Here is a 24,221-nt window from a genome sequence, read left to right as displayed (position 1 = left end):
TCTGCAAATTTTTTGAATTCGCCGGCATATTACTGTATACTTATATACAAACGACAGTTTCTCATTTGAGAGGAGACCATACATGAAAAAATTATTGATGATGGTACTTGCATTCGCAATCGTATTTGCCAACGGCACACTTGTTTACGACCATGTCGATGCAAAGAAAAGCTATCGCTCGGGTACCAAGTCATTTTCTCCAACGACTCCATCCAGCAACAGCGGCATCAATAGCAATAGCAACTTGAACAGCAGTACAAACAGCACAGTCAACAAGAGCTCCACGGTTACACCAAGTACCAAAACACCGCTCAACGCTGCTCCAAGCAAAGGCGGCTTCATGAAAGGCCTGCTGTTTGGCGGTTTGGCCGGACTGATGTTTGGCAGTCTGTTTGGCAACCTCGGTGCGCTCGGCGCCATCCTTGGCTTGCTTGTCAATGTATTGGCCGTTATCGTCCTGATTGGTTTGGTTGTTAAACTGTTCAGCTTCTTTAAAAATCAACGGCGGAAACAGGAACTGGACCCATGGAAACGATAAAAATCGGCGAGCAAGAGCTGGTCAATGCCGTTTGCCTGCTCATTGCCAGCAAAAAGCAAATCAAACCCGAACAAGTTAACGTTGAGTTGATGTGGGACGAGGACGAAGGCTTTTCCGCGGAAGTGGACGCCTTGGGCAGACAGCAAATTTTGATTGAGGCCAACTTGATCGAAGCGATTCGTTTCTGGCTGCAAACAGAGCTTGGACGCGACCCTTACGCTGCCGGGCTGGAGCTTCAGCTTGATGACGAAGAAGGTATCGTGGCGATCGTCCGCTACAATCGTTGATCCGCTTCATCCGTAACCGAAAACCATCCTGCCAACCGGTTGAGAACAATCAGCCGGAAGCAGGATGGTTTTCTTGTTTTAAAAAATGTTGAGATCCCATTCGTTGGCAATGTGCTGGAGAAGCATGCTCCCCGACAAACTGTTGCCGTACTTGTCGATAGCCGGGCCATAAATGCCGATGCCGCAGCCGTTCTGGAAAGGCAATATCCGGCTGCGGTTGCGCGCCGGAACAGCTGCCATAATCCCCCCGGAAACGCCGCTTTTGGCCGGAACTCCGACGAACGCGGCAAATTTTCCGGACGCATTATACATCCCGCAAGTCAACATCAATGCCTTGCTGATTCTGGCGATCTGTACCGGAATAATCGTTTGCTCGCGCAAGGGATGAACGCCATCTGCCGCCAAGACAAGACTGATCATAGCCAATTGTTCCGTATTCAACTCAATCGAACATAATTTAAAATAACATTCGAGCGCCTCATCTACGGAGCCGTTCAAAAAGCCCGCTTCTTTCACATAATGGGCAATCGCTCTGTTCCGGTGGGCTGACTCCCATTCCGATTGATAAATTTGTTTATTTATCGGTAACCGTTGTCCGACGATTTTTTCCAGCAAGTCCAGGACAACTTCCACTTTTTCTTCCGGATTGTTTCCTGGCAGCAGGGAAGCAACCGTGATCGCGCCCGCATTGATCAAAGGATTGAAAGGTTTCCCCGGCCAATTTTCCTCAAGCCTGGAGATGGAATTGAACGCGTCGCCTGTCGGTTCCATATCAACCCATTCGGTTACCTTGTCTATTCCCATTTCCAAACAAACGGCAACAAAGCTGATCACTTTGGAAATACTTTGCATCGTAAATGTAACATCCCAGTCGCCCGCCTTCATATTGGTTCCATCTGCGCCAATGATATAGACGCCAAGATGGGAAGGATTCGCTTGCGCCAACGCCGGGATGTAGGAAGCCGGCTTTCCGTCCGCCGAAAAGCTGCGGTAATGCGTTATCCACTGTTCGAGTAACTCCGGCCATTCGTGTGCCATGCCAATTTTCATCGCCAATTCCCTCGCTCTGCGATTTTAAGTTTCCGTATACAAAAGAGCAATCCTGTCTTTATTATAGCCAATACAATTTCCGGAAAAAGGGTTAACCGTTGGCGGGAAAGTGGGAACGATCGAGATCGAACTCCATCCGCTTGGCCGTGTTCATCGCAGTCTCCCAGCCGAGCAGTTTGGCTACCAAATGAAACGACATATAAATCCCTGCCGAAATCCCTCCGGATGTAACAATGTTTCCTTCATCGACGAACTTGACGTTCTGTTTCACTGTTACTTGCGGAAACTCTTGTTCAAGCCGGTCATAGCTGGCCCAGTGAGTCGTAGCCGCTTTTCCGTCCAGTATTCCGGCCTTCGCCAACAACAAAGCGCCCGTGCAGACCGATGTCATAAATTGGACTTCAGGCATCCGGGACTGAATCCATCGAATCGCGTTTTCATTGTAAATTTCCCGTTGACGCGCCCCCGGTCCACCCGGAATGATAAGAATATCAAAGGGAGGAGCTGTGGCGAAACTGTAATCCGGTTGGACCTTCAACCCGTTGCGGGCTGTAACCATCTGACCGGTTTCAGAAACCGTCTTGACAGAGAAAGGCTTCTCCTCAACGGTGCCTTCTTGTGAATATGCCGTTACGGAAAATACTTCAAAAGGTCCGGCAAAATCCAATACCTCAACTTCGTCAAACATAAAAATCCCTACATCCCATTTGCGCAGCATCTATTGTTTTCCTCCCGCCTTGCTTTGTTTGCCTCTATCATCCCAATCTGTCTGAAAGTTGGCAACTCTTTTTTGCCGGCTCAACTATAAAAAAACAAGCCGTTCGCACCATTGAGGCAAACAGCTTGTTTGTTGTTTTGGATCAGGCGGTAACTTCTCTCGTTCCCTCGTGCGACAAAACCGTTTCATGGTCTTCGCGACGTTCCGGATCAAATTCCCCTTCCATTTTGGCAATGACTACGGTGGCGACCCCGTTTCCGATCAAGTTGGTGATCGCCCGCGCCTCGGACATGAAGCGGTCCACCCCGATCAGCAAGGCAATCCCCTCAACCGGGATCATCGGGAATGCCGCCAACGTCGCTGCCAAGGTGATAAAGCCGGACCCGGTTACACCGGCAGCACCTTTGGAAGTAAGCATCAGCACAGCGAGAATGGTTAACTGTTGGACGATTGTCAATTCAACGCCGTACGCTTGTGCAATGAACAATGTCGCCATCGACAGGTAGATTGAAGTTCCGTCAAGGTTAAACGAATAGCCGGTTGGAACGACAAGCCCGACGACCGGTTTGGAGCAACCGTAATTCTCCAGCTTCTCCATCAGTTTTGGCAGAGCCGACTCGGACGAAGAAGTCCCCAACACCAGCAAAATTTCATCTTTGATATAGCGAATAAACCGAATGATGCGAAATCCGTAAAATCGGCAAATAGCTCCGAGGACCAACAAAATGAACAGCAGCATCGTCAAGTAAACGGAACCCATCAGTTTGCCCAGATTGGACAACGAACCGATCCCGAATTGGCCGATCGTGTACGCCATCGCTCCGAACGCAGCGATTGGGGCAACTCTCATCACCATGTTGACAATTCCAAAGAAGGCATGCGTCAATTTATCAAACAAATCGATAACCGTTTTTGAGCTTTGGCCCATTGCCGCCATCGACAATCCGAACAAAATCGCGAAGAACAGGATAGGCAACAAGTCACCGCCAGCCATCGCCGCAATCACGTTATCCGGTACGATCCCGACAAGAAAGTTGATAAAGCTGTGACTGGAGTCGGCTGCCGCTTCGGTATATTTGCTTACATCGGCATGCGCGGAACTTGGATCAATCCCTTTACCCGGTTGAACAAAATTGGCCACGAAGATTCCGATAGCCAGCGCAGCTGTGGTAACGATTTCAAAATACAAAATCGCTTTTCCGCCGATGCGGCCAACCTTCTTCATGTCTCCCATCTTGGCAATCCCGTTCACGACCGTAAAGAAAACAATCGGCGCGATTACCATTTTAATCATTTTCACAAAAACATCGGCTAATACTTTTAACTTCGTTCCGAACTCAGGATAAAAATGACCGACTAAAATCCCTGCTATAATGGCAATGATTACTTGCACCGTCAGGTTTTTGGCAAATTTCATCGCATGTCACCTTCCTTCTTCTCTTGTAAGCGCTTTAATTCTTCGTATTCGTATCTTACAAGCTGGCTGGAAGGTGAGCAATAATTCGGTCATATTGATCATTTTGTTACTTTTGGTCTTTTTCTTTGTTCAAGAATGTCTGCTGCAGCTCTTTCACCGCTTGCACCAGGTCGGGGCCAATCGTCGCCGCATATTCCGTGTATAACGGCGTTAGGCGCTCGATCCAGGCAGCCCGCTCCTCCGGCAAAAGCCGATGAATTTTGATTTGACCGGAAGCCTCAATTTGCGCAAGCTGTTCTTCGTTCATGCGCTCGGTCAGATTGTTGAGCCACTGCGTCGTTTCCGCCATCGCTTCCTCGATCGCCTGTTTTTCATCAGCCGGCAACTGATTCCAAAAACGGCCGTTCGTTAAAACCGCATAGCCCAGATATCCGTGATTGCTTAGCGTCAGGTAATTTTGCACCTGATAGAGGCGTTTTGTATAAATATTGCTAATCGTATTCTCCTCGCCGTCAACCTTGCCTTCCTCCAGATGGGGATACACTTCGTTAAACGGCAATGGCACCACTTTTGCTCCCAAGCGTTGAAACTGGGCAGCCAGCACTTTGCTGGGCATAATCCGAAAGACCTGTCCGGAAAAATCGTCCGGCTTGATCAGTTCCTGTTTGCTTGAGGTCATCTGCTTGAAGCCATTTGGCCAAAATGCCATGCCTTTGATATTTTGCCGCTCCAAGGCCTGGAACAGCATTTGCCCAATCTTCCCTTGAAAAGCCGCCTTGACCGCTTCGTCATTGGGAAACGCAAACGGCAAATCGGTCGCCAGAAATTCGGGAAACTGTTCAGACAAATTGGACAGGGCAGGGGCAATCATTTGGACTTGTCCCGATGCCAAAGCGGCAAACTCGTTCTTTTCCGTATAAAGAATGCCATTGGGGAACACTTGAATTTCCACGCGCCCTGCGGTTTTCTCCTTCACGCGCTCGGCGAAATAAATCGCGGCCAATCCCTTTGGCGTATTTTCCGCGACAACATGACTAAATTTGATGACAATCCGATTGCTTAAGCCGGCCTGCTCTTCATCATAATGGATGGGGCCTGCCTCGAGATCCGGCCGAAACCCGACAAAAAAAGCGGCGACCAGACCAACGGCGATAAACAGGATAATGCTGATCCAAGCTCTCATGTTTGCTCCATCACCTATCTATATACACAGAGATTGTATTTATTATGGCACAATGTAATAATGAATTACAGTTTAAAACTGGAAGGGAATTACCATGTTGCCGATGAAGTTGGGGCATCTGCCCATTCAATGGAAAATTGCCATACTGTCGCTGGGAATTGTCCTGTTTTCGATTATTATCGGTGGAATCGTCATTTTGGGAACGATGATCCGTTTTCGCGAAGAAGAACTGGGCAGCCGCTTGATGGTGATCGCCCGCACGGTTGCGGAAATGTCGACCGTCCAGGCGAATGTAGCCAAAGCGGAGGGCTGGAAAATCATCGATCCGATTGTCGAGCGGCTGCGGATTATCAATGACATTACGTATATCGTCGTGCTGGATATGGACCACAGGCGGCTGTCCCATCCCTCTTCGGAACGAATCGGTTCCTACTTCTCCGGAGAAGATGCGGAACCTGCCTTTGCGGAACACGCCTATACTTCCAAAGTTAAGGGAGAGATGGGGACGGCCATCCGCGCCTATGTACCGATCATCAACCAGGAGCATCAACAGATCGGGGTGGTCGTCGCGGGCGCTCTCCTCCCCAGCGTGCCCGAGCTGATTTCCAGCCAGCAAGGCTCGATTCTGCTGACGCTTTTTCTCTGTTTGTTGTTTGGCTTATGGGGTTCCTGGCGATTGGCTGCGCATATCAAGCGGCAAATGTTTAACCGCGAACCGCATGAACTGGCGCGCATGTTTGAAGAACATACCGCCGCTTTTCAAGTAATGCACGAAGGGGTGATCGCCATCGACAAGGATGAAACGATCACGATCTTTAATGAAAAAGCAAAGCAAATTTTTCACACTTCCGGCGATGTGATCGGGCGGAAAATTCGCGAGGTGATTCCGGATTCCAGGCTGCCGGAGATCCTGGAGCTGGACCACCCCGTTTACAATCAGGAATTGCGAATGCGTGACGCGCTCATTTGGAGCAATCGCACGCCGATCAAAGTGGGCAACCAAACGGTAGGCGCTTTGGCAATATTCCAGGATCGGACGGAAGTGGCCCGGATGGCCGAGGAATTGACTGGCGTGAAGTCGTTTGTGGAAGCGCTGCGCGTGCAGGCACATGAACATATGAACAAACTGCACACGATCGCCGGATTGATCCAATTGGACCAAAAAGAGAAAGCGCTGGACTATTTGTTTCAAGTATCGACAGAACAAGAAAAACTTTCACGTTTTTTCAAGAACCATTTTGCCTTTGATAACATTTCCGGCTTGCTCTTGAGCAAAGTCGGCAGAGGCAAGGAGTTGGGGATTACGGTTACAATTGATCCAAACAGCCGCTTAACCCGATTCCCGCCCTATCTTGACGAGCACGATTTTGTCCTGCTCCTCGGCAACTTGATCGAAAATGCTTATGATGCGCTGTTGGCAACCGATCGGAATGAAAAAGAGGTATACATCAGCATTCGCGAGCGGGAGCAGCGGCTGGTCATCATTGTCGAGGACAACGGTTGCGGCATGGACCAGCCAACGCGAGCGCGAATGCTGGAAAAAGGATTTACGACAAAAAGCGGGGAGAATCACGGTTACGGTCTGTACTTGATCGCAGGAATTGTTGCCAAAGGAAAGGGAACGTTAAGCTGTGAAAGCGAACCTGATGCTGGCACCAGCTTTACGATCACTTTCTCTATGGAAGGAGAGTGAAACGAAAACCAATGGCAGAAGAGCAAATCCGCGTTGTCTTAATTGAAGATGATCCAATGGTCCAGGAAGTCAATCGGCTTTTTGTCGAACGCGTGCCTGGTTTTCAAGTTGTTGGCATCGCAGGCAGCGGTACCGAAGGATTGCAACTGGTGGAACAATTGGCTCCGGACCTGGTCCTGCTCGATATTTATATGCCGGCACAGGACGGAATCCATACGCTGCACAAGCTGCGCAGCCGCAATCTGGCGACCGATGTGATCGCCGTAACTGCGGCCAATGACGCCGCAACCATCCAGCAGATGCTGCGCAGCGGCGTGATCGACTATATCATTAAGCCGTTTCGTTTTGAACGGGTGCACCAAGCATTGCTGGCTTACCGTGAACGCCGCGAGCGGCTCGCCGCCCAAAGGGATGTGACGCAGGCGGAGCTGGATCGGCTTATTCATGGCGAAGCCGGCACAGTGCACCCGCCCGAAACGCAGCCCGAACTTGCCTCCTCACAAGAAGAACTGATCAAAGGGATCAATGCCGCGACGATGAAGCAAGTGCTGCAATTTTTAGAGACGCACGCCAACTCCTTGTCAGCGGAGGAGGTAGCCGAAGGTTTGGGGATTGCCCGTGTCACGGCGCGACGGTATCTCGATTATCTGGAGAAAACGGGAAAAGTGTCGCTGGAGATTCGCTACGGAGGGATCGGCCGTCCACTCAATCGTTATCATTTAAAAAGAAAGTAAAAAAATCGGGCAAGCGGCGCGTCTTGTCCCGATTTTTTCTGTTTATCGACGTATATCCGTTCATTCAAAGCTTGAACTTGGCAATGATCGTTTGCAAGTTTTCCGCCAGCTTGACCAAGTCATCGCTAGATTTGGCGATTGACTCTACCGTTGCTGTCTGCTCTTCCATCGAAGCCGTTACTTGTTGAGCTGATGCGGAATTTTCCTCGGCGTTTGCCGAAAGGTTTTGCAAAACAGCGAGAATTTCGTCTTTCATCCGTTTCATCTCTTCCCCGGACATGGTCAGTTGCCGGACGGCATCTCTCGTTTCCTGCATCGCTTGCGAAATCAGCTGGTAATTTTCTTTGCTGACTCGAGCGCTCTCCTCCTGCTGGGAGGAAATCACAGAGACTTTTTGCATGGTCTGCACCGCGTTTTGCGCATTCACTTGCAATTCTTTAACCATTTGGTCAATTACGCTGGTAGAGTTCGATGATTGCTCGGCCAACTTTCTGATTTCCTCCGCTACTACCGAGAACCCTTTCCCCGCTTCCCCAGCTCTCGCCGCCTCGATTGCGGCATTTAAAGCCAGCAAATTTGTCTGGGCTGCAATCGAGGCGATGACGCTGCTGGCTTGCCCGATTTGATTGGAGCTTTCATTGGTTAAGGCGATCACCTCATATACTTCTTTAGTGGCATTGCTGCTTTCTGCCGTAATTTTTGCAAGAGTTTCGATTTCTGTTAAACCATCTTCAACAAGCTTGCCGACCTGACCGGAGGCAACGTTTACATTTTGAATGTAGCCTTGATCGCTTTCAATCGTGTTTCCCAACAAAGTCGCCTTGGTTGACCCTTCTTCCGTATCACGCGCCTGATCGAAAGCGCTGTTGGCAATTTCCTCAACCGCTCTGGACACTTCTGCGGCGGTGGATGCCGACTGCTGGGAGGCGGCCATTAACTCTCCGGAAAAGGTTGCGATTTTTGTGGAAGCATTGCGAGTTTCATGGACAATTTCGCGGAGACCGTCCAAGATGCTTTGCATGGCATGAGCTAACGAGCCAATTTCGTCTTTCCTTTTTAAAAAGATTGCGGGGATGTCTCCCTGAATGTCCAATCCGGCAATTTTTTCAGAACGTTTTACGGCAGCAATAATCGGCTTGGTATACGAATGACCGATCAAATTAACAATGATGATGCTTACGGCCAAGACGATTCCGATCAGCATCAGCAAATAGCTTTGCAAAGCGGGTACTGTCGCCAACAATTCCTCTTCATTGGCCGCAATCACGACTTCCCAATCGGTTCCGCCAACCGGCGCATAGGCGGCATAAACATCCTCCCCGTCAAAAGAATACTTGCTGACTCCGGTTTTCTCGTTCAATATTTTTTGGCTGATTGCTGCCAACGGTTCCAAGGTTTTATCTTTCTTCGCTTGTTCGATCGGATTATATTGCGTTTTAACCATTTCCTGATCAGGATGGGCAATCACTGTGCCTTTGCTGTCAATCATATAAGCGTATCCTTGTTGGCCGTAACCGCTGTCTTTGACGATCTCACTCAACGAATTTCCGTCGGTTCTGCCGATCAATACGCCGACTACTTTACCATCCCTTTCAATCGGCACGCCATACATGATCACCAAGCTGTTGGTCGCACGGCTGAACAGCAACTCATACGCGCCCTTGTCGCCATTAAGTGTTTCTTTGATGTACTCATGCTGCCCTACATCCAGTGTGCTTCCATCCGGATAATGGGCCACTCCATCCGGATAAACGATGCCAAATTGCAGAAACCCCATTCTGCCGGCTTCCAGTTGTTCCTGCAGAACCGCTTGTTGTGTTGCCCAATCCATCGTTTTGATTTTCTCCTGCGAAGCGAGCATTTCCAAAGCCGCTCTATGCGTTTCCATGCGGCTTTGCGTCAATTTGGCCGTGTCTTCTACCGAGGAAGCAAGCGTCGTCTCCGATACGTCTGTCAGTGCTTGAACAAATTTGGAGATCGCAATCGCTCCAATGGCAATTGATGAAAGTAAAATCAGTACGGAGAAATAAACAATCAATTTGGTTTTTATGCTTTTCATATCCAGCCCCCAGTCGATATTTAACCTCATTTAAAGCGCGATGTCGTCGCCAATTTGGGTTGATTAGCAAACTTTTTCTTGCGTTATTTACCCGTATTTCATCTTGTTTAAACTACAACGTCTTCTTGTAATGGGCAAAAAAGACAAAAGGGCTAACCTCAGCCATTTTTGTGTGACTGAAGGTCAGCCCCGAAACGGGAAAGCGCCTTACGACTCGGATTTTCCGAATCAGAAAGGATACTGACGTGTTTCCATCTGTACCGAAATCCATTTGACGGTCGTAAATTCATCAAGCGCCCATTGACCGCCGTAACGTCCCAAACCGGATGCTTTCTCGCCGCCAAAGGCAATGATCGGTTCGTCGTTGACACTTTGGTCGTTCACGTGAATCATGCCGGTTTCAATTTGTTTCGCCACTTCTACACCGCGTTCATAGCTGCCGGCATAAACCGCTCCGCTTAAGCCAAATTCACTGTCGTTTGCCACGCGAATCGCTTCTTCTTCGGAGTCAACAGCGATGACGCCACAAGCAGGGCCGAACACTTCTTCTTGTGCGATCGCCATGTCATTGGTCACGTCAGCAAGAATGTACGGTGTCAGCACATTTCCTTCCGCTTTTCCTTCCAAAACCACTCGTGCGCCTTGTTTTTTCGTCCGTTCGACCAGATCGATGATCCGCTCGACTTGTTTGCGATTGATCAATGGTCCGACGATGACATCAGGATCTTGCGGATTGCCGGTTTTAATTTTGGACGCTTTCTCCACAAAAGCTTTCAGGAACGGTTCATAAATTTTCCGATCAACAATGATCCGGTTGATGGCCATGCAGATTTGTCCCTGGTGCATAAACTTGCCAAAGGCGGCTGCTTCGGCGGCTTTTTCCACATCAGCATCGGCCAGAACGATCATCGCGTTGTTTCCGCCCAACTCCAAAGCAACTTTTTTCAAATGTTTGCCGCACAACTCACCGATATGGCGTCCTACGGGCGTCGATCCGGTGAAGGAGATCACGCGGGGAACGGGATGCTCGACAAATGAATCGCCAATTTCCCGAGAATCCGCTACCGTTACGTTCAGTATCCCTTTTGGTACCCCGGCATCTTCAAACAGCTTGCCCAGGAACAATCCGCCGGAAATCATCGTTTGTTTGTCCGGTTTCAACACAACACCGTTCCCCGTTGCCAATGCCGGCGCAACCGAACGCATCGTCAAGTAGAACGGGAAGTTGAACGGTCCAATTACCCCAACAACGCCCGCCGGATTGCGGTAAATCCGGTTTTCCTTGCCAGGTACCATGGATGGCATAATTGTCCCTGTCATTCGCAGCGGGAAGGACGCCGATTCCTTGATAATGGCGATCGCGAAGTCAATCTCCACATTCGCTTTTGTGTAGGAACTGCCTGACTCCACGACCAATATTTCAGCGATTTCCTTTCTCCTTTGTTCCAGCAATTCTGCTGCTTTTTCCATCACTCGGGAGCGTTCGTACGCATTGACCTTGCCCCAGATTTTTTGCGCTTCCTTGGCAGCACGGTAAGCCGCATCAATATCTTCTACACTGGCCAGCCTGATTTCCGTCAGCAGTTCATCATTAAACGGATTTTGGTCAACGTAAGTTTTGCCTTTCCCTTCACGCCATTCTCCGCCGATAAATTGTTTGTTCCAGTTGGCAAGTTTCGATTTTGTCTGTGTTGTCATGGTTCATAATTCCTTTCCGCGGTGAGTTTTCTTGTGATGAAATCCCTGTCTTTCACAAACTAGAGTTTATCTTCCAGGCAGGATTTATGCAGAAGACAAAAACCCCACAGGTTCAGCTCTCGCTTGACCAAGTGGGGCTAAATCGTCAAAAACAGGGATATTGTTTAAAGTTATTATTATATAAAATTAACTTTAAATAAATTGTAAACCTTGCGTTCTGATCTGTCAATTTCACCAACTGTGCAAAGTGCAATTTTTTCCGGAAACCAAAAACCCCCCACAACGTCGGGGGCATCCTTTTCACTCAATCTACTACCGGGAACCAGCCAGGCGCTCCCATGATCAGCCGCCAAAGCGAATCCGGGATCACCAACCGTTTCTGATCCTTTTTACTCAAGGTCGTGACAATTTCCGCTTCTTTGCCTTGCTCGATCTTTTCGACCCAATCCGGTTCCATAATCAATTCGCGACCGATAGCCAGAAGCGCTACTCCCGTTTGCATAGCTTTCAAGGCGTCGTCTGCTGTCAGGATCGAACCGACTCCAATCACCGGCACTTTTCCTCCAACACGCTCGTTGATCCACTCGATGCGGGAACGGGACGGCTCGGCACCGCGGCGTGGCGTTGACCAAAAATCATTGATCGAGACGTGCAGGTAGTCCAGCTCTTTTTCCACTAACGCATCAACCAGGGCGAACGTTTCGGTCATGGTAATTCCCGGCGTTTCCGCTTCTTCCGGCGAAAAGCGGTAACCGATTAAAAACGGCTCGGCGGCATGCTCTTTCACCACTCTTTTGATCTCATCGACCACAGCCAACGGAAAAGCGAGCCGCTTCTCCAGGCTGCCGCCCCAACGATCCTCCCGCCGATTGGTATGAGGCGAAAAAAACTGTTGGAGCAAATAGCCGTTCGCACCGTGAATTTCTACTCCATCGTACCCGGCTTCAATCGCCCGCCGGGTCGTCTCGCCAAAAGCACGAACGATTTCTTCCACTTCCTGATCCGACAACTCCCGCGGAACAACAGCACCGTTGCGCTCTGCCGCAACAGCGCTGGCGCTGACAACATCGCCGTTCGGCACCAAGTCCGGCGGCGCCATTCGTCCCGCATGGAAAATTTGCAGAACCGCTTTTGCTCCCTTCTCTTTAATCGCTGTGGCTACACGACCCAAGCTGGGGATCATCTCATCGCGGTCCCCGGCAAATTCCCCCTCAAAGCCGATCCCGTTTGCGGTCACATAGGTACAAGCAGTTATCACCATGCTTACCCCGCCGGACCGGCGAGCGTAATAGGCCACTTCTTGATCAGAAACGGTGCCGTCCGCATGGGATGCTCCATTGGTCATCGGAGCCATTACGATGCGATTTTTCAGTTGAATGCCGCTTCGCAGTCGCAACGGTTCAAACAGCGGTGCGTAAATCGTGTTCATTTATAATTCCTCCTTCATGGATAGGCAAGTTGTGGTTTCCCTAACGCTGCGCCAATTGCCAATGCCTGTATTTTTACTCTAAGTGACAGCTGAAACATCCGTCAATGCAGCGATCTGCTTTCAAGTGCAGCCCGCATGATTGTCTGGTTATGCGATCTCCGAAACCTCCCTCTGCCAGCAATAATCACTCTTGGTTGACATTGCTGCTGGTCCGATTCCTTCATTTTTTGCATCGATAAACCGAACCATGCAAAAAACCTTGGCCGTTTGCGACCAAGGTTTTTGTTTTAACGTTCTGAGGAGACGGACAAGCCCACCCGATTAAGCAGCGCCTTGCTTTCTTCGTTCAAACCTGCGATGGAGACCGTTTTCGCCTGTTCCTTATATTTCTCGACTACTTTTTCAATAGCGGTCACCGCCGAATGGTCCCAAATATGCGAATGAGCAAAATCAATGATCACCTGTTCGGGATCTGCGGGATAATCAAAGCATTCGAGAAAATGGGAAGCGGAACCAAAGAATAGCTGTCCCGAGACGGTATAGATTTTTACCCCGTCTTCCTCGCGCGTGCTTGTTTTCAGCTTGGCCATTTTCCAACCGAAGCGCAGGGCACTGAGGATGACGCCGAGAATGACGCCGATCGCCAAATTATCGGTTGCGACTACTACGGCAACGGTCACAATCATGATCAGCCCATCGCCGAGCGGTGTTTTCGGCAGTTCCTTGATCGACCTCCAATCAAATGTGCCGATCGACACCATCATCATCACCCCGACCAAGGCCGCCATCGGAATGCGTTGAACGACTCCGCCCAGCACAATGATCAAAAAGAGCAGAAAGACCCCGGCAACGAAGGTAGACAACCTGCCTCTTCCACCCGATTTTACGTTAATAACCGACTGGCCAATCATGGCGCAACCAGCCATTCCTCCAAAAAATCCGGTAACGAAATTGGCGATTCCTTGTCCTCTGACTTCCTGATTTTTATCGCTCTTTGTATCCGTAAATTCATCAATGATCGTAGCGGTCATCAACGATTCCATAATTCCGACCAACGCTAACGGTAGCGAATACGGCAGCAAAATCAGCAAGGTAGAAAATGACCACTCAATTTGCGGAATGTGAAAAAAAGGCAATGAACGGGTAATCTCGCCCATGTCCCCCACCGTCTTCACATCAATACCCGCCGCGACGGTAATGATCGTCATTACGATAATGGCAATCAACGGCGACGGAACGCTCTTGGTAAAGCGCGGCAAAATGTAAATAATAGCCAACGTCCCTGCCACCAGCGCATACATCTGCCAGGTCGCCCCGACAAAATGGGGCAATTGCGCCATAAAAATCATGATGGCCAAAGCATTGACAAAACCGGTTACAACAGATTGCGGCACAAACGTGATAAATCTGCCGATCTTCAAAATGCCGAACAAGAACTGAATGATTCCCGTTAAGATGGTCGCAGCCAATAAATAGTCCAGACCGTATTGTTTTACAAGATCGACCATGAGCAAGGCCATCGCACCGGTAGCGGCGGAAATCATCCCCGGCCTTCCCCCGACAAATGCGATGACAACGGCAATACAGAAAGATGCATAGAGACCGACCATCGGGTCAACTCCAGCGATAATGGCAAATGAAATGGCTTCCGGGATCAGGGCGAGTGCAACTGTTATCCCCGCCAGCACATCTGCCCTGACATTGAAAAACCAGCTGTTTCGAAAACTGTTCATACATTCTCCTTCCTAATAAACCATCACTTTCCCCATCAAACCAGGCTGTTTTTACAGAAAGAATTATTATATCGCAATTTGTTTGCCATGCCTAGAAATATCTAGCCAGCGTTGAACGAAAACGAAATTCGTCAACTGTTCCGATCTTGTTTAGTCACAGGATGAAAACGCGGCAAATGAATCATACTATTGTTGCCCAGCGACAAAAGGAGTGGAAAAGGAAATGAGTAAATTTTTGATCAAGGTGCTTTTTAACGGGATCATCCTCGTGCCATTTTTAATCTGGTTTACCGAAGCCGGATGGTTAAGCAGTATTGTCACCTCAATCGGACTGTCGATCATCGCGTATTTGATTGGCGACCAGCTGATCTTGCGCAAAACGAACAATGTCGTTGCGACCATCGCCGATGCCGTCTTGGCTGCCGTCTATTTATGGGTTGTTGCCGCGTACATGGATTGGTCGCTGTCCTTTGGCGAACTGCTCTTCACCGTAATCGTACTGGGTGTTGTGGAGTTCGTTTTCCACCGTTATTTGGGAGTGCTGGACAAAGATATGAAGCAACACCCCTAACTCCTGTCCTTGGCAGGAGTATTTTTATTGACCAATTTAATTGCTATGATTATAATTGTCATATTTACTTTTTCTTTATAAAGGAGGAACCTATTTGGCAGATAGACGCACCATCGGTTTTATGCTGAGCACGACCGGGAGAAAAATAAGCCAATACTTGACGGTCCGGTTCCAGCCATTTGATGTGACTTCGGAACAGTTTACCGTTCTGAATCGTTTGGCAGAGCAAGACGGGATCAGTCAGAAAGAGCTGTCCGTCCGAGCGGAAAAGGACCCGACCAACGTTACCCGAATATTGGACCAGTTGGAGCGCAAGGGACTGGTGCGACGGGAAATGAATCCGGGGGACAGACGTTCGTTTCTTACCTATATCACGGAAGCCGGACGGAGCTTGAACGAGAAATTAACGCCAATCGAAACAGAGGTAATCGAAAAAGTGTTAAAGGATTTGTCAGAGGCGGAAATTGAAAAATTCCAGATCATCTTGTCCCAAATCAATCACAATATTGAGAACGAATAATACAATACGTAACGGCAGTTTTCAAACGGAATAGGAGAGTAGTCATTTTGGAGAAACCAGCTTTATGGAACAAAGATTTTTTAAAAATGTGTTTTAGCAACTTTTTTATTTTTATGACCTTTTATACGTTAGCGACCACCCTGCCTGTCTATACCATCACCGATTTGCACGGCAATCAATCTCAGGTCGGTCTGCTCATGACCGCGTTTATCATTGCCGGTGTTATCTTGCGTCCGCTTGCCGGACAATGGGTTGACCGACTGTCAAAAAGAAAAGTCGTCCTCATCGCCTTGCTTTTTTTCTTCATTGCCAGCGTTGCCTATCTCGGGACGAGCAGTTTCCTACTTCTTTTGTTATTGCGGGTTTTTCACGGAGCCGCCTTTGGCGCCAGCTCGACAACAACCGGAGCGGTTGCGGCAGAATTGATTCCCGTGGAAAGAAAAGGGGAAGGCATCAGCTATTTCAGTTTGTTTATGAGTTTGGCGATGGTCCTCGGACCATTTATCGGTTTGACCGTCATCGATCAGTTTAACTTTACCGTATTGTTTGCCCTCTGCGCCGTCTTCTCCTTGCTTGCGCTGCTCAGCGGAGGTACAGCCAAATTTCCGCCGACAAGCCGCGAACAGGAGAGCATGCATGCAAAACGGCTCAATTGGCGGAACTTCGTTGAGCCGAAAGCTGTTCCGATCTCGCTGACAGGCTTGATTCTGGCCATTGCTTACAGCGGGATCACAACGTTCATCTCGATTTATGCCAATGAACTTGGCCTTGGCAAAATCGCCAGCTATTTCTTTATTTTCTTTGCTTTGCTGGTCGTCCTTCCTCGGCCGCTGGTTGGAAGAGTGTTGGACCGTTACAATGAACATGTACTGGTTTATCCGGGAATTGCCCTGTTTGCCGTCGGGATGGTCATGCTCAGCAGCGCGCATACAGCCACCATCTTTTTGTTGTCTGGAGCGATCATCGGCCTTGGGTACGGCGCTTTGATTCCTTGCTTTCAAACGCTGGCCATCAAGTTATCGCCAGACAATCGCAAAGGTGTAGCGACAAGCACTTACTTCTCGTTGTACGACCTTGGATTCGGGATCGGCTCGTATGTCCTCGGGGTCATCGCCACCCATTCCAATTATCATACGATGTTTTTCACCTCAGCCATCGTTGTCGCGTTTACCGCGCCTGCTTATTTTATTTTGCATCACCGCAAACACCGGCAGCCGCCTAGCCATGTTCAAGTCAAGGGACAGCAATCGGTTCATTAATACTTATAAATACAAGAGGCGACCTGGGGATAGGTCGCCTCTTGTTTATTTTGCCTTAATTCCTTTTCCTTCTTTTGTCCTTGCGTCTTAATCGTGCTATCACGATCAGCAGCAATACCCCCACTCCGACAAATACGGCGATCAGCCATATCGGTACCTGTTTTACAAGCTGAGGTGCAGCTTGCGCGGGTGTTGCCTGCTGTTCCTGCTGCAGATTGACCATGAACGTTGCGTCTGACATACTCATGACGGCTATCTGTCCGGCTTCTCGCGCCCCTTCCAAGTATGTGAGCAGTGTGGCGCCGAGAAAGCCCGCTGCTTTTGCTTGCGGCTGGACGGATTGGAAAACCGCCAGGCTATGCTCCGCATCCCAGGGAGAAGGCTGGATCCACGCGATATAACGGGTCGTTTCATTGATAATACCGTACGGTTGCAAGGAAAGCTGCTGATTTTTTTCCTTCAACAGCAGTTTATCCTGTGCCGCTTGCAGTGTCTTCAATGCTTTCGCACCGCCTAGCGCAATCACGTTGTAGCCGGCCAATTCTTTTTGCTGATTCTCCGTAAGCGGCTCCTGATAAACCGTAATGTGTTCCGGCTGCAGCGTATTTTTGGCAAGTTGGTTTACAAGGTACGACAGCTGTTGATATGCGGTATCATCCAAATGTTCCGGAACCAGAAAAGCCGTCTCGTCGAGCCCCGAGTCTGTCACGAACGGAGCTGGCCAATAGGCAAATGAATTATCCGCCGACAACTCATGCGGAGCTGACAAACGGCTCTGCTTGTCGATGAAAATCCACTGGCCTTCACCATGATCGGGCGAGCAAGCGTTTTTGACCGTGCCAAAATGTCCGGTAAATGAGACTTCCAGTGTGCTCGTTTTGTCCAATAGCTCTTTGGCCACCGGGACTTTCAAGGAAAAACTGTCCTTCTCCCCGGCCAACTCCCCAAGTTGCGCAGCCGAAAAAGTGGCGGGCTGACCATTGATCGTAATGGTCAAACCTCTCTTATCCAGCACCTCTTTGTCCTTTTCCGCGGCAACCAGCTCCTTCGACCAAAACAGCGGTGAGAGTTTTACGGTCAAATCGAGCGTTCCATCACCGGTGATTTTCCAATGGGCCGGCAGTTGCAGCGAAAATGTCCCTGTTTCCCTCTTGGTCGGAGTAAGCAGCATGTGATCGTAACCAGCGGCAGCAAGCGTGATCTGTTTTGCAGGATCTACGCTTTTATCGGAAAGCACACTTGGCGACTCGGCGACTTGCAAATGACTACCGGCCAACTGCTTGCGCAAAGCTGGATCTGTCAGGATGGACACATGCTTCTCTATCTCCTGCGCTGTACTTCCGGTAACCAGCAGCACCAGTTTGCTCTTCGGCGACGTATTGCTTTTCAGGACAAAACTATCCAGCGAAAAAGGCGTATTGGCGGCATCCAGTTTGAGCTGGCCGATCTGCTGTTTAATCGGGCCTTTCCATTCATTTGCAGGACCGACCATGATTGCGTGTGACCGCTTTTCATACTGTTCCCAGGTTGATTCCTTGATGATCGGAATTGTTTTCTTCGTCGAAGTCATTTTCGCCAGAGAAGACGTAATCTGCAATGCTGCGGCAATAACTTCTGAACTGGTCTGATCCGGTACGACGACAGTGCCAAAAGCTTCTTCCGGCGTGCCGGCTTCCACAAACGGATAAGGATAAACTTTCAAAGGATCGCGCACCGTATAGATGTTTTTCGTATCCAGAAACAGAAAGGAAGTCGGTTCAACCCGCAGCCAGTTTGCCGGGTTGCTCTCATCCTCGCACAAGTCGTCGCTGACGGTGCCGTGTTTGGCGATGGTGATTTTGTGATAACCAGGCGTAAGTTGATCGCTGCTCAGCACGATGCGCAATCGCCCGCTTTTGCTGTTGGTTTTGTCCAGAAATGAGCTGGCCAGCGGCTTGTCGTCGATGAATACGGTCAATGTCGATATGCTTGGATCAAGCAGCTCGGAATGACTGTAATGCAGTTCTACATAATTGTTCGTTCCCAGATCTGCTCGAGGTACTTCATAATAATAGTCTCTCGCATCATCTACGCCTTGAAAAAGCTGCTTTTCGGTTATAAAACGAACAGAGTATCCCAAAGCGTTGCCTGACACGTTATCGCTTAACGTCAAAGGACTGTTGTCTTTCACCGGCGTCAGACTATAGGCACTAGCAGCATAGCTTGCGCTTGGCCCCATATTGCAAAACAGAGCCATCGTTAACAAAATAGCAACGGTATTCCTCACTTTTCTCATGCTCCACACCTATTCATTCGTTTATTTGGATGGGGGGTGAACGGCATTATCTTTTTGAAACCGCTCCGTTTTGTACCAGGTGACCTCCTGCTTGAACAGCGATCGTTTCATTTCCAGGCAAAAGGCGTAGACGACCAGGACGATCCAAATCTGTGAGTATGTAAAATACATCAACAGAACGAGCGCGATATTTTTCAGGTTGAGTTCCGTTTTTTCCACGCTCAACGCAATCAAGACTTCGGTTACATAAAGGAAAAAGGCCAAAATCCATAAAATCGTCGAAACGATTCCGACACCGAGATGGAGATCGAACAAGAGGTTCGCCAATAACAATAAATCGGAGGTAATGACCCCTAGAAAAAACAGGAAGTAGGTAAAAAAGAAATAAATCAAATCAAACATGATCGACTTGCGCTTCAAGGAAAATAACTTCTTCAAAAATTTCAAAACTACATACTGGTTCCCTCTTGCCCAGCGGGTGCGCTGTTTCCACCACACGCGCCAGGTTTCCGGCTCCTGTTCCCAGGTGATTGCTGCGGGAAAAAACCGGATATAATAGCCCAAATTGTATACACGGATCGTCAGCTCTGTGTCTTCCGCCAGCGCCTTTTCGTCCCAACCGCCAAGCTGCTCGAGGATCTGACGGCGTATGGCAAAATTGGTTCCCGGAATCGTGGTAATCCGAAACCAATGGTGCCTCCCCGCTTGGGCCATCCATTGAAAACAAATGGTTTCGATGTTGATACAGCGAGTCAGTAAATTGCTCGCAGCGTTATTGACGCGAAACTTCCCGACCACTACCCCTGCCCGCTCATCATTTTGCAGAGCCAGCACCAAATAATAGACAGCCATTCGTTCCGGAGTATTATCCGCGTCGTAAACAACGATCACTTCACCGGAAGCGTGCAGCAATCCCTGATTAAGCGCCGTAGATTTTCCTTTTCCCGCATAGGGCGGCTGGGTGGTAATCACTTTGACAAAAGGATATTTGGATGCAAACGAACCGGCAATCTCCGCCGTACGGTCGCTGGAATTGTCGTTAATGACAATAACCTCCAGCTTATCTTTGGGATACTGCAAACGAACCATCGCCTTTAATGTGCGTTCGATAACGACTTCTTCATTATGGGCGGGAATGAGGATCGACACCATCGGAAGAGGCTTGTTTGCCTTTTCCCACTCTTTGATAGGTTTTTCATAGCGCAAATAATGCAAATATCCGCCCTGCATCAAAAACATGTGATAAAGAAGCATCAACCAAATCAGGGACAGTGCCAGATAAAACAAAACGTTAGCCATGGATATTCTGCTCCTTGAACAATTCTTTTCGTAAATTCATCCGATTGCGCAGCGTGTAAACGACAAACAGGATAACCATGAGGGTGACAATCGCTGCCACTCCCCATAAAATCAGCTCCAGCATATCCATCTCTTCCGGCATCTGTTCCCCGGCTGCTTGCGGTGTGTGTTTCCCGGACGAATATGTGAAAGTTGTCATCTGTTGCAGATCAATCCAGTTTAAATTCGGGATCGTTTGCATGTAGCGAATCACTGGTTTTATCCCTTCCACACCCAGGTAGGGATGATAGAACATGCCAAACATACTGTCATCCACAAACCGCGCCTTCTCGACTGTTGTGATCATATCTTCCGCCGGACTGGAAGAGGCCGGATCGTAAAAGCCGATTGTCTCAGGCAAAAGCGTCATTCCGTTCAGAAAAGCGGGCTTCGTCTGATAAGGAGGAGCGCTCATGATTTGCCAATTTTGATCGCCTAACTGAGCCTGTCCGAGAATGTAGGTAAAATACCGGCTGACAATCTGGTACCCTTTCTGGCTGATCGTATAATGCGGGGCTTCAAAAGCGAGCGGCTGCAGCCCCAGATCCGCCAAATCTTGTATTCCCTTTTCCAACCGCTCCGTAATATAGTTCTCTTCAAATTGAGCTCGCTGCTTTTGATACTGCTCATACTCCTGTTCCGAAGCAAAGCGCGGCAACGTTTCCTCCTCGTCAGGGGGCGCGGAGATCGGGGCATTATGCTTCACATCCCAAAACTCGAAGCCTTCTCCCGTCTCGCTGTAACGATACTGATGGGTATACCCGTGCAAGACGATGCTTCCCCCTCTTGATTGCAAGTGTCGCAATACTTGAACCAGTTCCGGGGAGTCGGCGAGATGAGTCGACTCATGCGTAAGCGGATTATTAAATACCGGAATCACCGTAATCATAAAAGGAATTTGCTGATCTGCCAAATAATCACCAACTTCGCGCAGCAAACGGGGATCGGAAAGCGGGTGTACATCTTCTAATCGAATGTAGGCGGAATGCTTTTGTTCATGCGGTTGCCCGCCCTGTTCAAAAAATACATGCAACACATCGCCCAAAGCGAAATGAAACGGATCGAACAAAGTGCTGCTGGCAAAATAGAACGTATGAGTATTTCTTGCCGAAAGAGGATACGAATAACTGCCCTTCCAGCCTCGCTGCAGAGTCTCTCCCTGCAAGCGAACGATCTTTTCAATGCTCACATTTTTGTCCAGCCACAGCTGTTGTGTGCCCGCTCCTTTGTCGATCATATGGATGCCAACCTGATCGGCAACTGTCAAAAATGAAAATCGTTTGCCCAACCCCTGCACATTCTTGCCGATGGCCAACACCATACCCGGGAATTGCTCAAGGCTTGTACGCAAGCTGTCGGGCACTTGCTTGGCTTGTTCACCGTAATACACAATGTGCGTAATCCCCTTCAGGTCTGACGGCGTGAACTGATCCTGCCCGACAAAAGAAAATTCAGCTGAAAAATGACCAAGCAACAAATCCAGCAATTTTACATTTTCATCCAGTGAATCGCTGTTTGTCGCGTACACGACCAGCACCTTTTGGTTTGCTTTAGCCGTTGCTGACGGAAGAAAGGAACTCGGCGCAGCAAGCAGCAGAAGCAGACAACCGACGAATAGCAACAGACGGCGACCGTTTTTATTGCACATAGTCATTCAACTCTTTCCGTGCATGCTCAACCATCTCCATGTACTCGCTGTACTCTTCCCGATATTCTGCCAATCCAAACGAGATCGTTAACTCTACTTGTTTGCGCTTTGTTTCCAACGTATGCCGTTTCAACAGCTGTTCTACCTTGCGGATGACCAGCTCTCCGTTTTCTGCGTTGCAATTACAAAGCAGGATGGCAAAGCTTCCATCGCCAATCCGAAATTTGCGATCGGTAATCCGGGTCTTGCTGCGCAGTTTCTCAGCCATTTCTTTCATCAGATGGGCCGTTTCCTTTTCACCGTACAGCACCAAATACTGGTCATAATACAAAATCTCTACGATCAACAGTGAGAAGGGCACACCGGTACGCCGGGACCGGTTGAATTCCTCCTCCATATCGTAATAAAAGCGTTTTTCATTATCGAACCCCGTCCATTCATCGATCGTCACAAAATCTGCAAATTTCTGCTTCATCTCGCGGTTTTCTTCGAGAATGCCCGTCAGCACGCGGTGAAGCAGGCCAGTCAGCGAAGCAGCAGCAATGAACGCCATCATCCACAAGATGATTTCTTTCACGGACAACTGAAACGGCAACGAGAAAAAATCCGAAAACACGAGCAGGCTGCCAAACAAAAACAGTGCCAAAAGTGCGCTGCCCAAGCCGACCAATAGCCCGCAGAGCATTCCGATTATGCACAGAACCAGTGTCGTGACCAGCAGAATCAAGTTGACGGACGAGATGGACTCGACGGGCACAAGGCTCAGACAAACGACAACCGTAAAGAAAAACAGGCCGAGTTGATAATACAGATAGATCCGATTTTTAATGAAGAATCCCTTCATTGTAGAGCTTCCTTTCTGCAAGCAACGGTACCAGATTGTCAAAACTATGCGTATCCTTTGTATGATAGTCAATGAAGCCGCCAAACAGCTCACTGTCCGGATGCAGAGTCTGCAGGCGGATCATGCGATAATACAGATCGCTCGCAAAATCAGGTTCTTTCAATTCGATTGCTACCAAAATCGCTAACCCGTACACAGCGGGAGACTCATAATCAACAAGATTTTGTTTCGTTTTCTGCTGATAGATGCCGTACAATTTTCCATCCTGGTAAAACGAGTCTTTTAAAAACTGCCAAAAAGCTGGCGAGGATTCACCCATTTGCGCCCGATGATACACGATAAACAACTGGTCGATTAAATTAATTTCTTCCTGATAAGTATAAGTTCCCTGCTTCCAGTCATAGGAAAATGGAAAAAAACCGTTCTGGACAGGCAAATTTTTCAAAAAATCCCGAAGAAATTGATAGCTTTTTTCGTCCAGGTTTTGCTGCTCGTACATGTACCCAAGCGCTTTGCTGTCCAGATAGGAAAGGGTCAATTGCGGACTGGTCCATTTGCTTTTTTCATCATAAAAGTCACCGAGTCCCTGCTCTACGCGATGATACTTCAACAAACTCTTGGCAATTTCATCTGCCCAAGATTGATACTCCGGCTCATGCCATTTTTGCCCAGCTTGATACAGGGCTTGCATAATGCGCAGATCATCAATCAGCGCATCGGTAGATACAGGCTCGGCCCCTGCCCCGACCTTCCAATAAAACAGGCCATTGTTCATGCGGAAAGAATGCTTGACCACATCCGCACTTTCCTTGAACAGCTGTTGATCGTTTTTTTCCACGGCATACAGCATCCATAAGCCAAGCGATTCTGACAACGACTCCGCTCCCTGTGCCAGTTCGGGATTTTCTGTGTGCTGTGCGGCCAGTGTCGTCCGAATCGTTCCATCCGGATTCAGCAAATGCTGGCGAATGAAAGCTTCTCCAGGCAAACGGTTTACCGTATTCTGTTGGGAGGTCACCACCTTTTCTGACTGGCTAAAAAGATGGTTGATTCCGATCGTTCCCCCATAAACAATGGCGATTGCCATGCACCACCGAATCACCTTGACAGGAGTTATTTTGATTGTCATGCTGTCATCTCCTCCAACTCCCCAAATTTATTCAATCCGTTCTGTTCGCATCGCGTGATCCGAAAATGTTTCACGAGAAGAGCAACGCCGTCTATGCC

20 protein-coding genes are annotated in these 24,221 nt (G+C 48.9%); 7 read left to right on the top strand and 13 right to left on the bottom strand.

The features are described 5' to 3' along the window. Positions 1–82: 82 nt before the first annotated feature. Both JOD01_RS15015 and JOD01_RS15010 read left to right on the top strand, forming a co-directional pair. Entirely contained in the window at positions 83–538 is a 456-nt protein-coding gene (locus tag JOD01_RS15015; RefSeq protein ID WP_204519122.1) for a hypothetical protein, read from the top strand. Next, a complete protein-coding gene (locus JOD01_RS15010; RefSeq protein WP_204519121.1) occupies positions 526–825 on the top strand; it encodes a YxcD family protein in 300 nt (99 codons plus the stop codon). Before JOD01_RS15015 ends, JOD01_RS15010 begins: the two co-directional genes overlap by 13 nt. 78 nt (positions 826–903) lie before the next feature. Here the strand turns inward: JOD01_RS15010 and JOD01_RS15005 are convergent, their stop codons facing one another. The 4 genes from JOD01_RS15005 to JOD01_RS14990 all read right to left on the bottom strand — a co-directional run bounded on the left by JOD01_RS15005 (position 904) and on the right by JOD01_RS14990 (position 5,193). Continuing rightward, positions 904–1,875, bottom strand: a complete 972-nt coding sequence (locus JOD01_RS15005; RefSeq protein WP_204519120.1) for a glutaminase — start codon at positions 1,873–1,875, stop codon at positions 904–906. Between the two features lie 91 nt (positions 1,876–1,966). Next, complete coding sequence (locus JOD01_RS15000) at positions 1,967–2,593, bottom strand: DJ-1/PfpI family protein (RefSeq protein ID WP_204519119.1); 627 nt, start codon at positions 2,591–2,593, stop codon at positions 1,967–1,969. Between the two features lie 142 nt (positions 2,594–2,735). Then, positions 2,736–4,010: a dicarboxylate/amino acid:cation symporter gene (locus JOD01_RS14995; RefSeq protein ID WP_204519118.1), complete on the bottom strand. Its 1,275-nt coding sequence runs from the start codon at positions 4,008–4,010 to the stop codon at positions 2,736–2,738. A gap of 106 nt (positions 4,011–4,116) precedes the next feature. Further along, positions 4,117–5,193 carry a TRAP transporter substrate-binding protein gene (locus JOD01_RS14990; RefSeq protein ID WP_204519117.1) on the bottom strand — a complete coding sequence of 359 codons (1,077 nt, stop codon included), beginning with the start codon at positions 5,191–5,193 and terminating at the stop codon, positions 4,117–4,119. A gap of 103 nt (positions 5,194–5,296) precedes the next feature. Between JOD01_RS14990 and JOD01_RS14985 the strand changes: the two genes are divergently transcribed. Both JOD01_RS14985 and JOD01_RS14980 read left to right on the top strand, forming a co-directional pair. After that, positions 5,297–6,886: an ATP-binding protein gene (locus JOD01_RS14985; RefSeq protein WP_204519142.1), complete on the top strand. Its 1,590-nt coding sequence runs from the start codon at positions 5,297–5,299 to the stop codon at positions 6,884–6,886. Between the two features lie 11 nt (positions 6,887–6,897). After that, positions 6,898–7,620 (top strand): response regulator, encoded by a 723-nt coding sequence (locus tag JOD01_RS14980; protein WP_204519141.1) that lies wholly within the window; start codon positions 6,898–6,900, stop codon positions 7,618–7,620. A 64-nt stretch (positions 7,621–7,684) separates the two neighbouring features. Here JOD01_RS14980 and JOD01_RS14975 read toward each other — a convergent pair whose 3' ends face one another. From JOD01_RS14975 to JOD01_RS14960, 4 genes are all read right to left on the bottom strand, one after another. Next, on the bottom strand, positions 7,685–9,679 hold the full coding sequence (locus tag JOD01_RS14975) for a methyl-accepting chemotaxis protein (protein ID WP_204519116.1): 1,995 nt from the start codon (positions 9,677–9,679) through the stop codon (positions 7,685–7,687). Positions 9,680–9,907: 228 nt separating this feature from the next. Beyond that, positions 9,908–11,377 carry an aldehyde dehydrogenase family protein gene (locus tag JOD01_RS14970; RefSeq protein WP_204519115.1) on the bottom strand — a complete coding sequence of 490 codons (1,470 nt, stop codon included), beginning with the start codon at positions 11,375–11,377 and terminating at the stop codon, positions 9,908–9,910. Positions 11,378–11,681: 304 nt separating this feature from the next. Beyond that, positions 11,682–12,806, bottom strand: a complete 1,125-nt coding sequence (locus tag JOD01_RS14965; RefSeq protein ID WP_204519114.1) for an NADH-dependent flavin oxidoreductase — start codon at positions 12,804–12,806, stop codon at positions 11,682–11,684. Between the two features lie 287 nt (positions 12,807–13,093). Then, on the bottom strand, positions 13,094–14,539 hold the full coding sequence (locus tag JOD01_RS14960) for a SulP family inorganic anion transporter (RefSeq protein ID WP_204519113.1): 1,446 nt from the start codon (positions 14,537–14,539) through the stop codon (positions 13,094–13,096). A gap of 223 nt (positions 14,540–14,762) precedes the next feature. Between JOD01_RS14960 and JOD01_RS14955 the strand changes: the two genes are divergently transcribed. The 3 genes from JOD01_RS14955 to JOD01_RS14945 all read left to right on the top strand — a co-directional run bounded on the left by JOD01_RS14955 (position 14,763) and on the right by JOD01_RS14945 (position 16,889). Further along, positions 14,763–15,110 (top strand): DUF2512 family protein, encoded by a 348-nt coding sequence (locus JOD01_RS14955; protein ID WP_204519112.1) that lies wholly within the window; start codon positions 14,763–14,765, stop codon positions 15,108–15,110. A 94-nt stretch (positions 15,111–15,204) separates the two neighbouring features. Continuing rightward, on the top strand, positions 15,205–15,630 hold the full coding sequence (locus JOD01_RS14950) for a MarR family winged helix-turn-helix transcriptional regulator (RefSeq protein ID WP_239565477.1): 426 nt from the start codon (positions 15,205–15,207) through the stop codon (positions 15,628–15,630). A 47-nt stretch (positions 15,631–15,677) separates the two neighbouring features. Continuing rightward, a complete protein-coding gene (locus JOD01_RS14945) occupies positions 15,678–16,889 on the top strand; it encodes an MFS transporter (protein ID WP_204519111.1) in 1,212 nt (403 codons plus the stop codon). A 55-nt stretch (positions 16,890–16,944) separates the two neighbouring features. On the opposite strand, the gene JOD01_RS14940 is transcribed toward JOD01_RS14945, so the two are convergent. Genes JOD01_RS14940 through JOD01_RS14920 form a run of 5 tightly spaced genes read right to left on the bottom strand, consistent with a single transcriptional unit; the run spans position 16,945 to position 24,123 of the window. Then, a complete protein-coding gene (locus JOD01_RS14940; RefSeq protein ID WP_204519110.1) occupies positions 16,945–19,164 on the bottom strand; it encodes a cellulose biosynthesis cyclic di-GMP-binding regulatory protein BcsB in 2,220 nt (739 codons plus the stop codon). 21 nt (positions 19,165–19,185) lie between these two features. Continuing rightward, on the bottom strand, positions 19,186–20,463 hold the full coding sequence (locus JOD01_RS14935) for a glycosyltransferase family 2 protein (protein ID WP_204519109.1): 1,278 nt from the start codon (positions 20,461–20,463) through the stop codon (positions 19,186–19,188). Next, positions 20,456–22,150, bottom strand: coding sequence for a DUF2334 domain-containing protein (locus JOD01_RS14930; RefSeq protein WP_204519108.1), 1,695 nt, complete (start codon positions 22,148–22,150; stop codon positions 20,456–20,458). Before JOD01_RS14930 ends, JOD01_RS14935 begins: the two co-directional genes overlap by 8 nt. Then, entirely contained in the window at positions 22,140–22,994 is an 855-nt protein-coding gene (locus JOD01_RS14925; protein ID WP_204519107.1) for a GGDEF domain-containing protein, read from the bottom strand. The genes JOD01_RS14930 and JOD01_RS14925 overlap by 11 nt, the downstream gene beginning before the upstream one ends. Beyond that, positions 22,975–24,123 (bottom strand): glycosyl hydrolase family 8, encoded by a 1,149-nt coding sequence (locus JOD01_RS14920; RefSeq protein ID WP_204519106.1) that lies wholly within the window; start codon positions 24,121–24,123, stop codon positions 22,975–22,977. The genes JOD01_RS14925 and JOD01_RS14920 overlap by 20 nt, the downstream gene beginning before the upstream one ends. Between the last annotated feature and the right edge of the window lie 98 nt (positions 24,124–24,221).

The organism is Brevibacillus fulvus, assembly GCF_016908525.1.
Lineage (GTDB): Bacteria > Bacillota > Bacilli > Brevibacillales > Brevibacillaceae > Brevibacillus_G > Brevibacillus_G fulvus.
The sequence above is the reverse complement of the archived record's forward strand: the minus strand, read 5'-3'. Positions and strand labels throughout refer to the sequence as shown.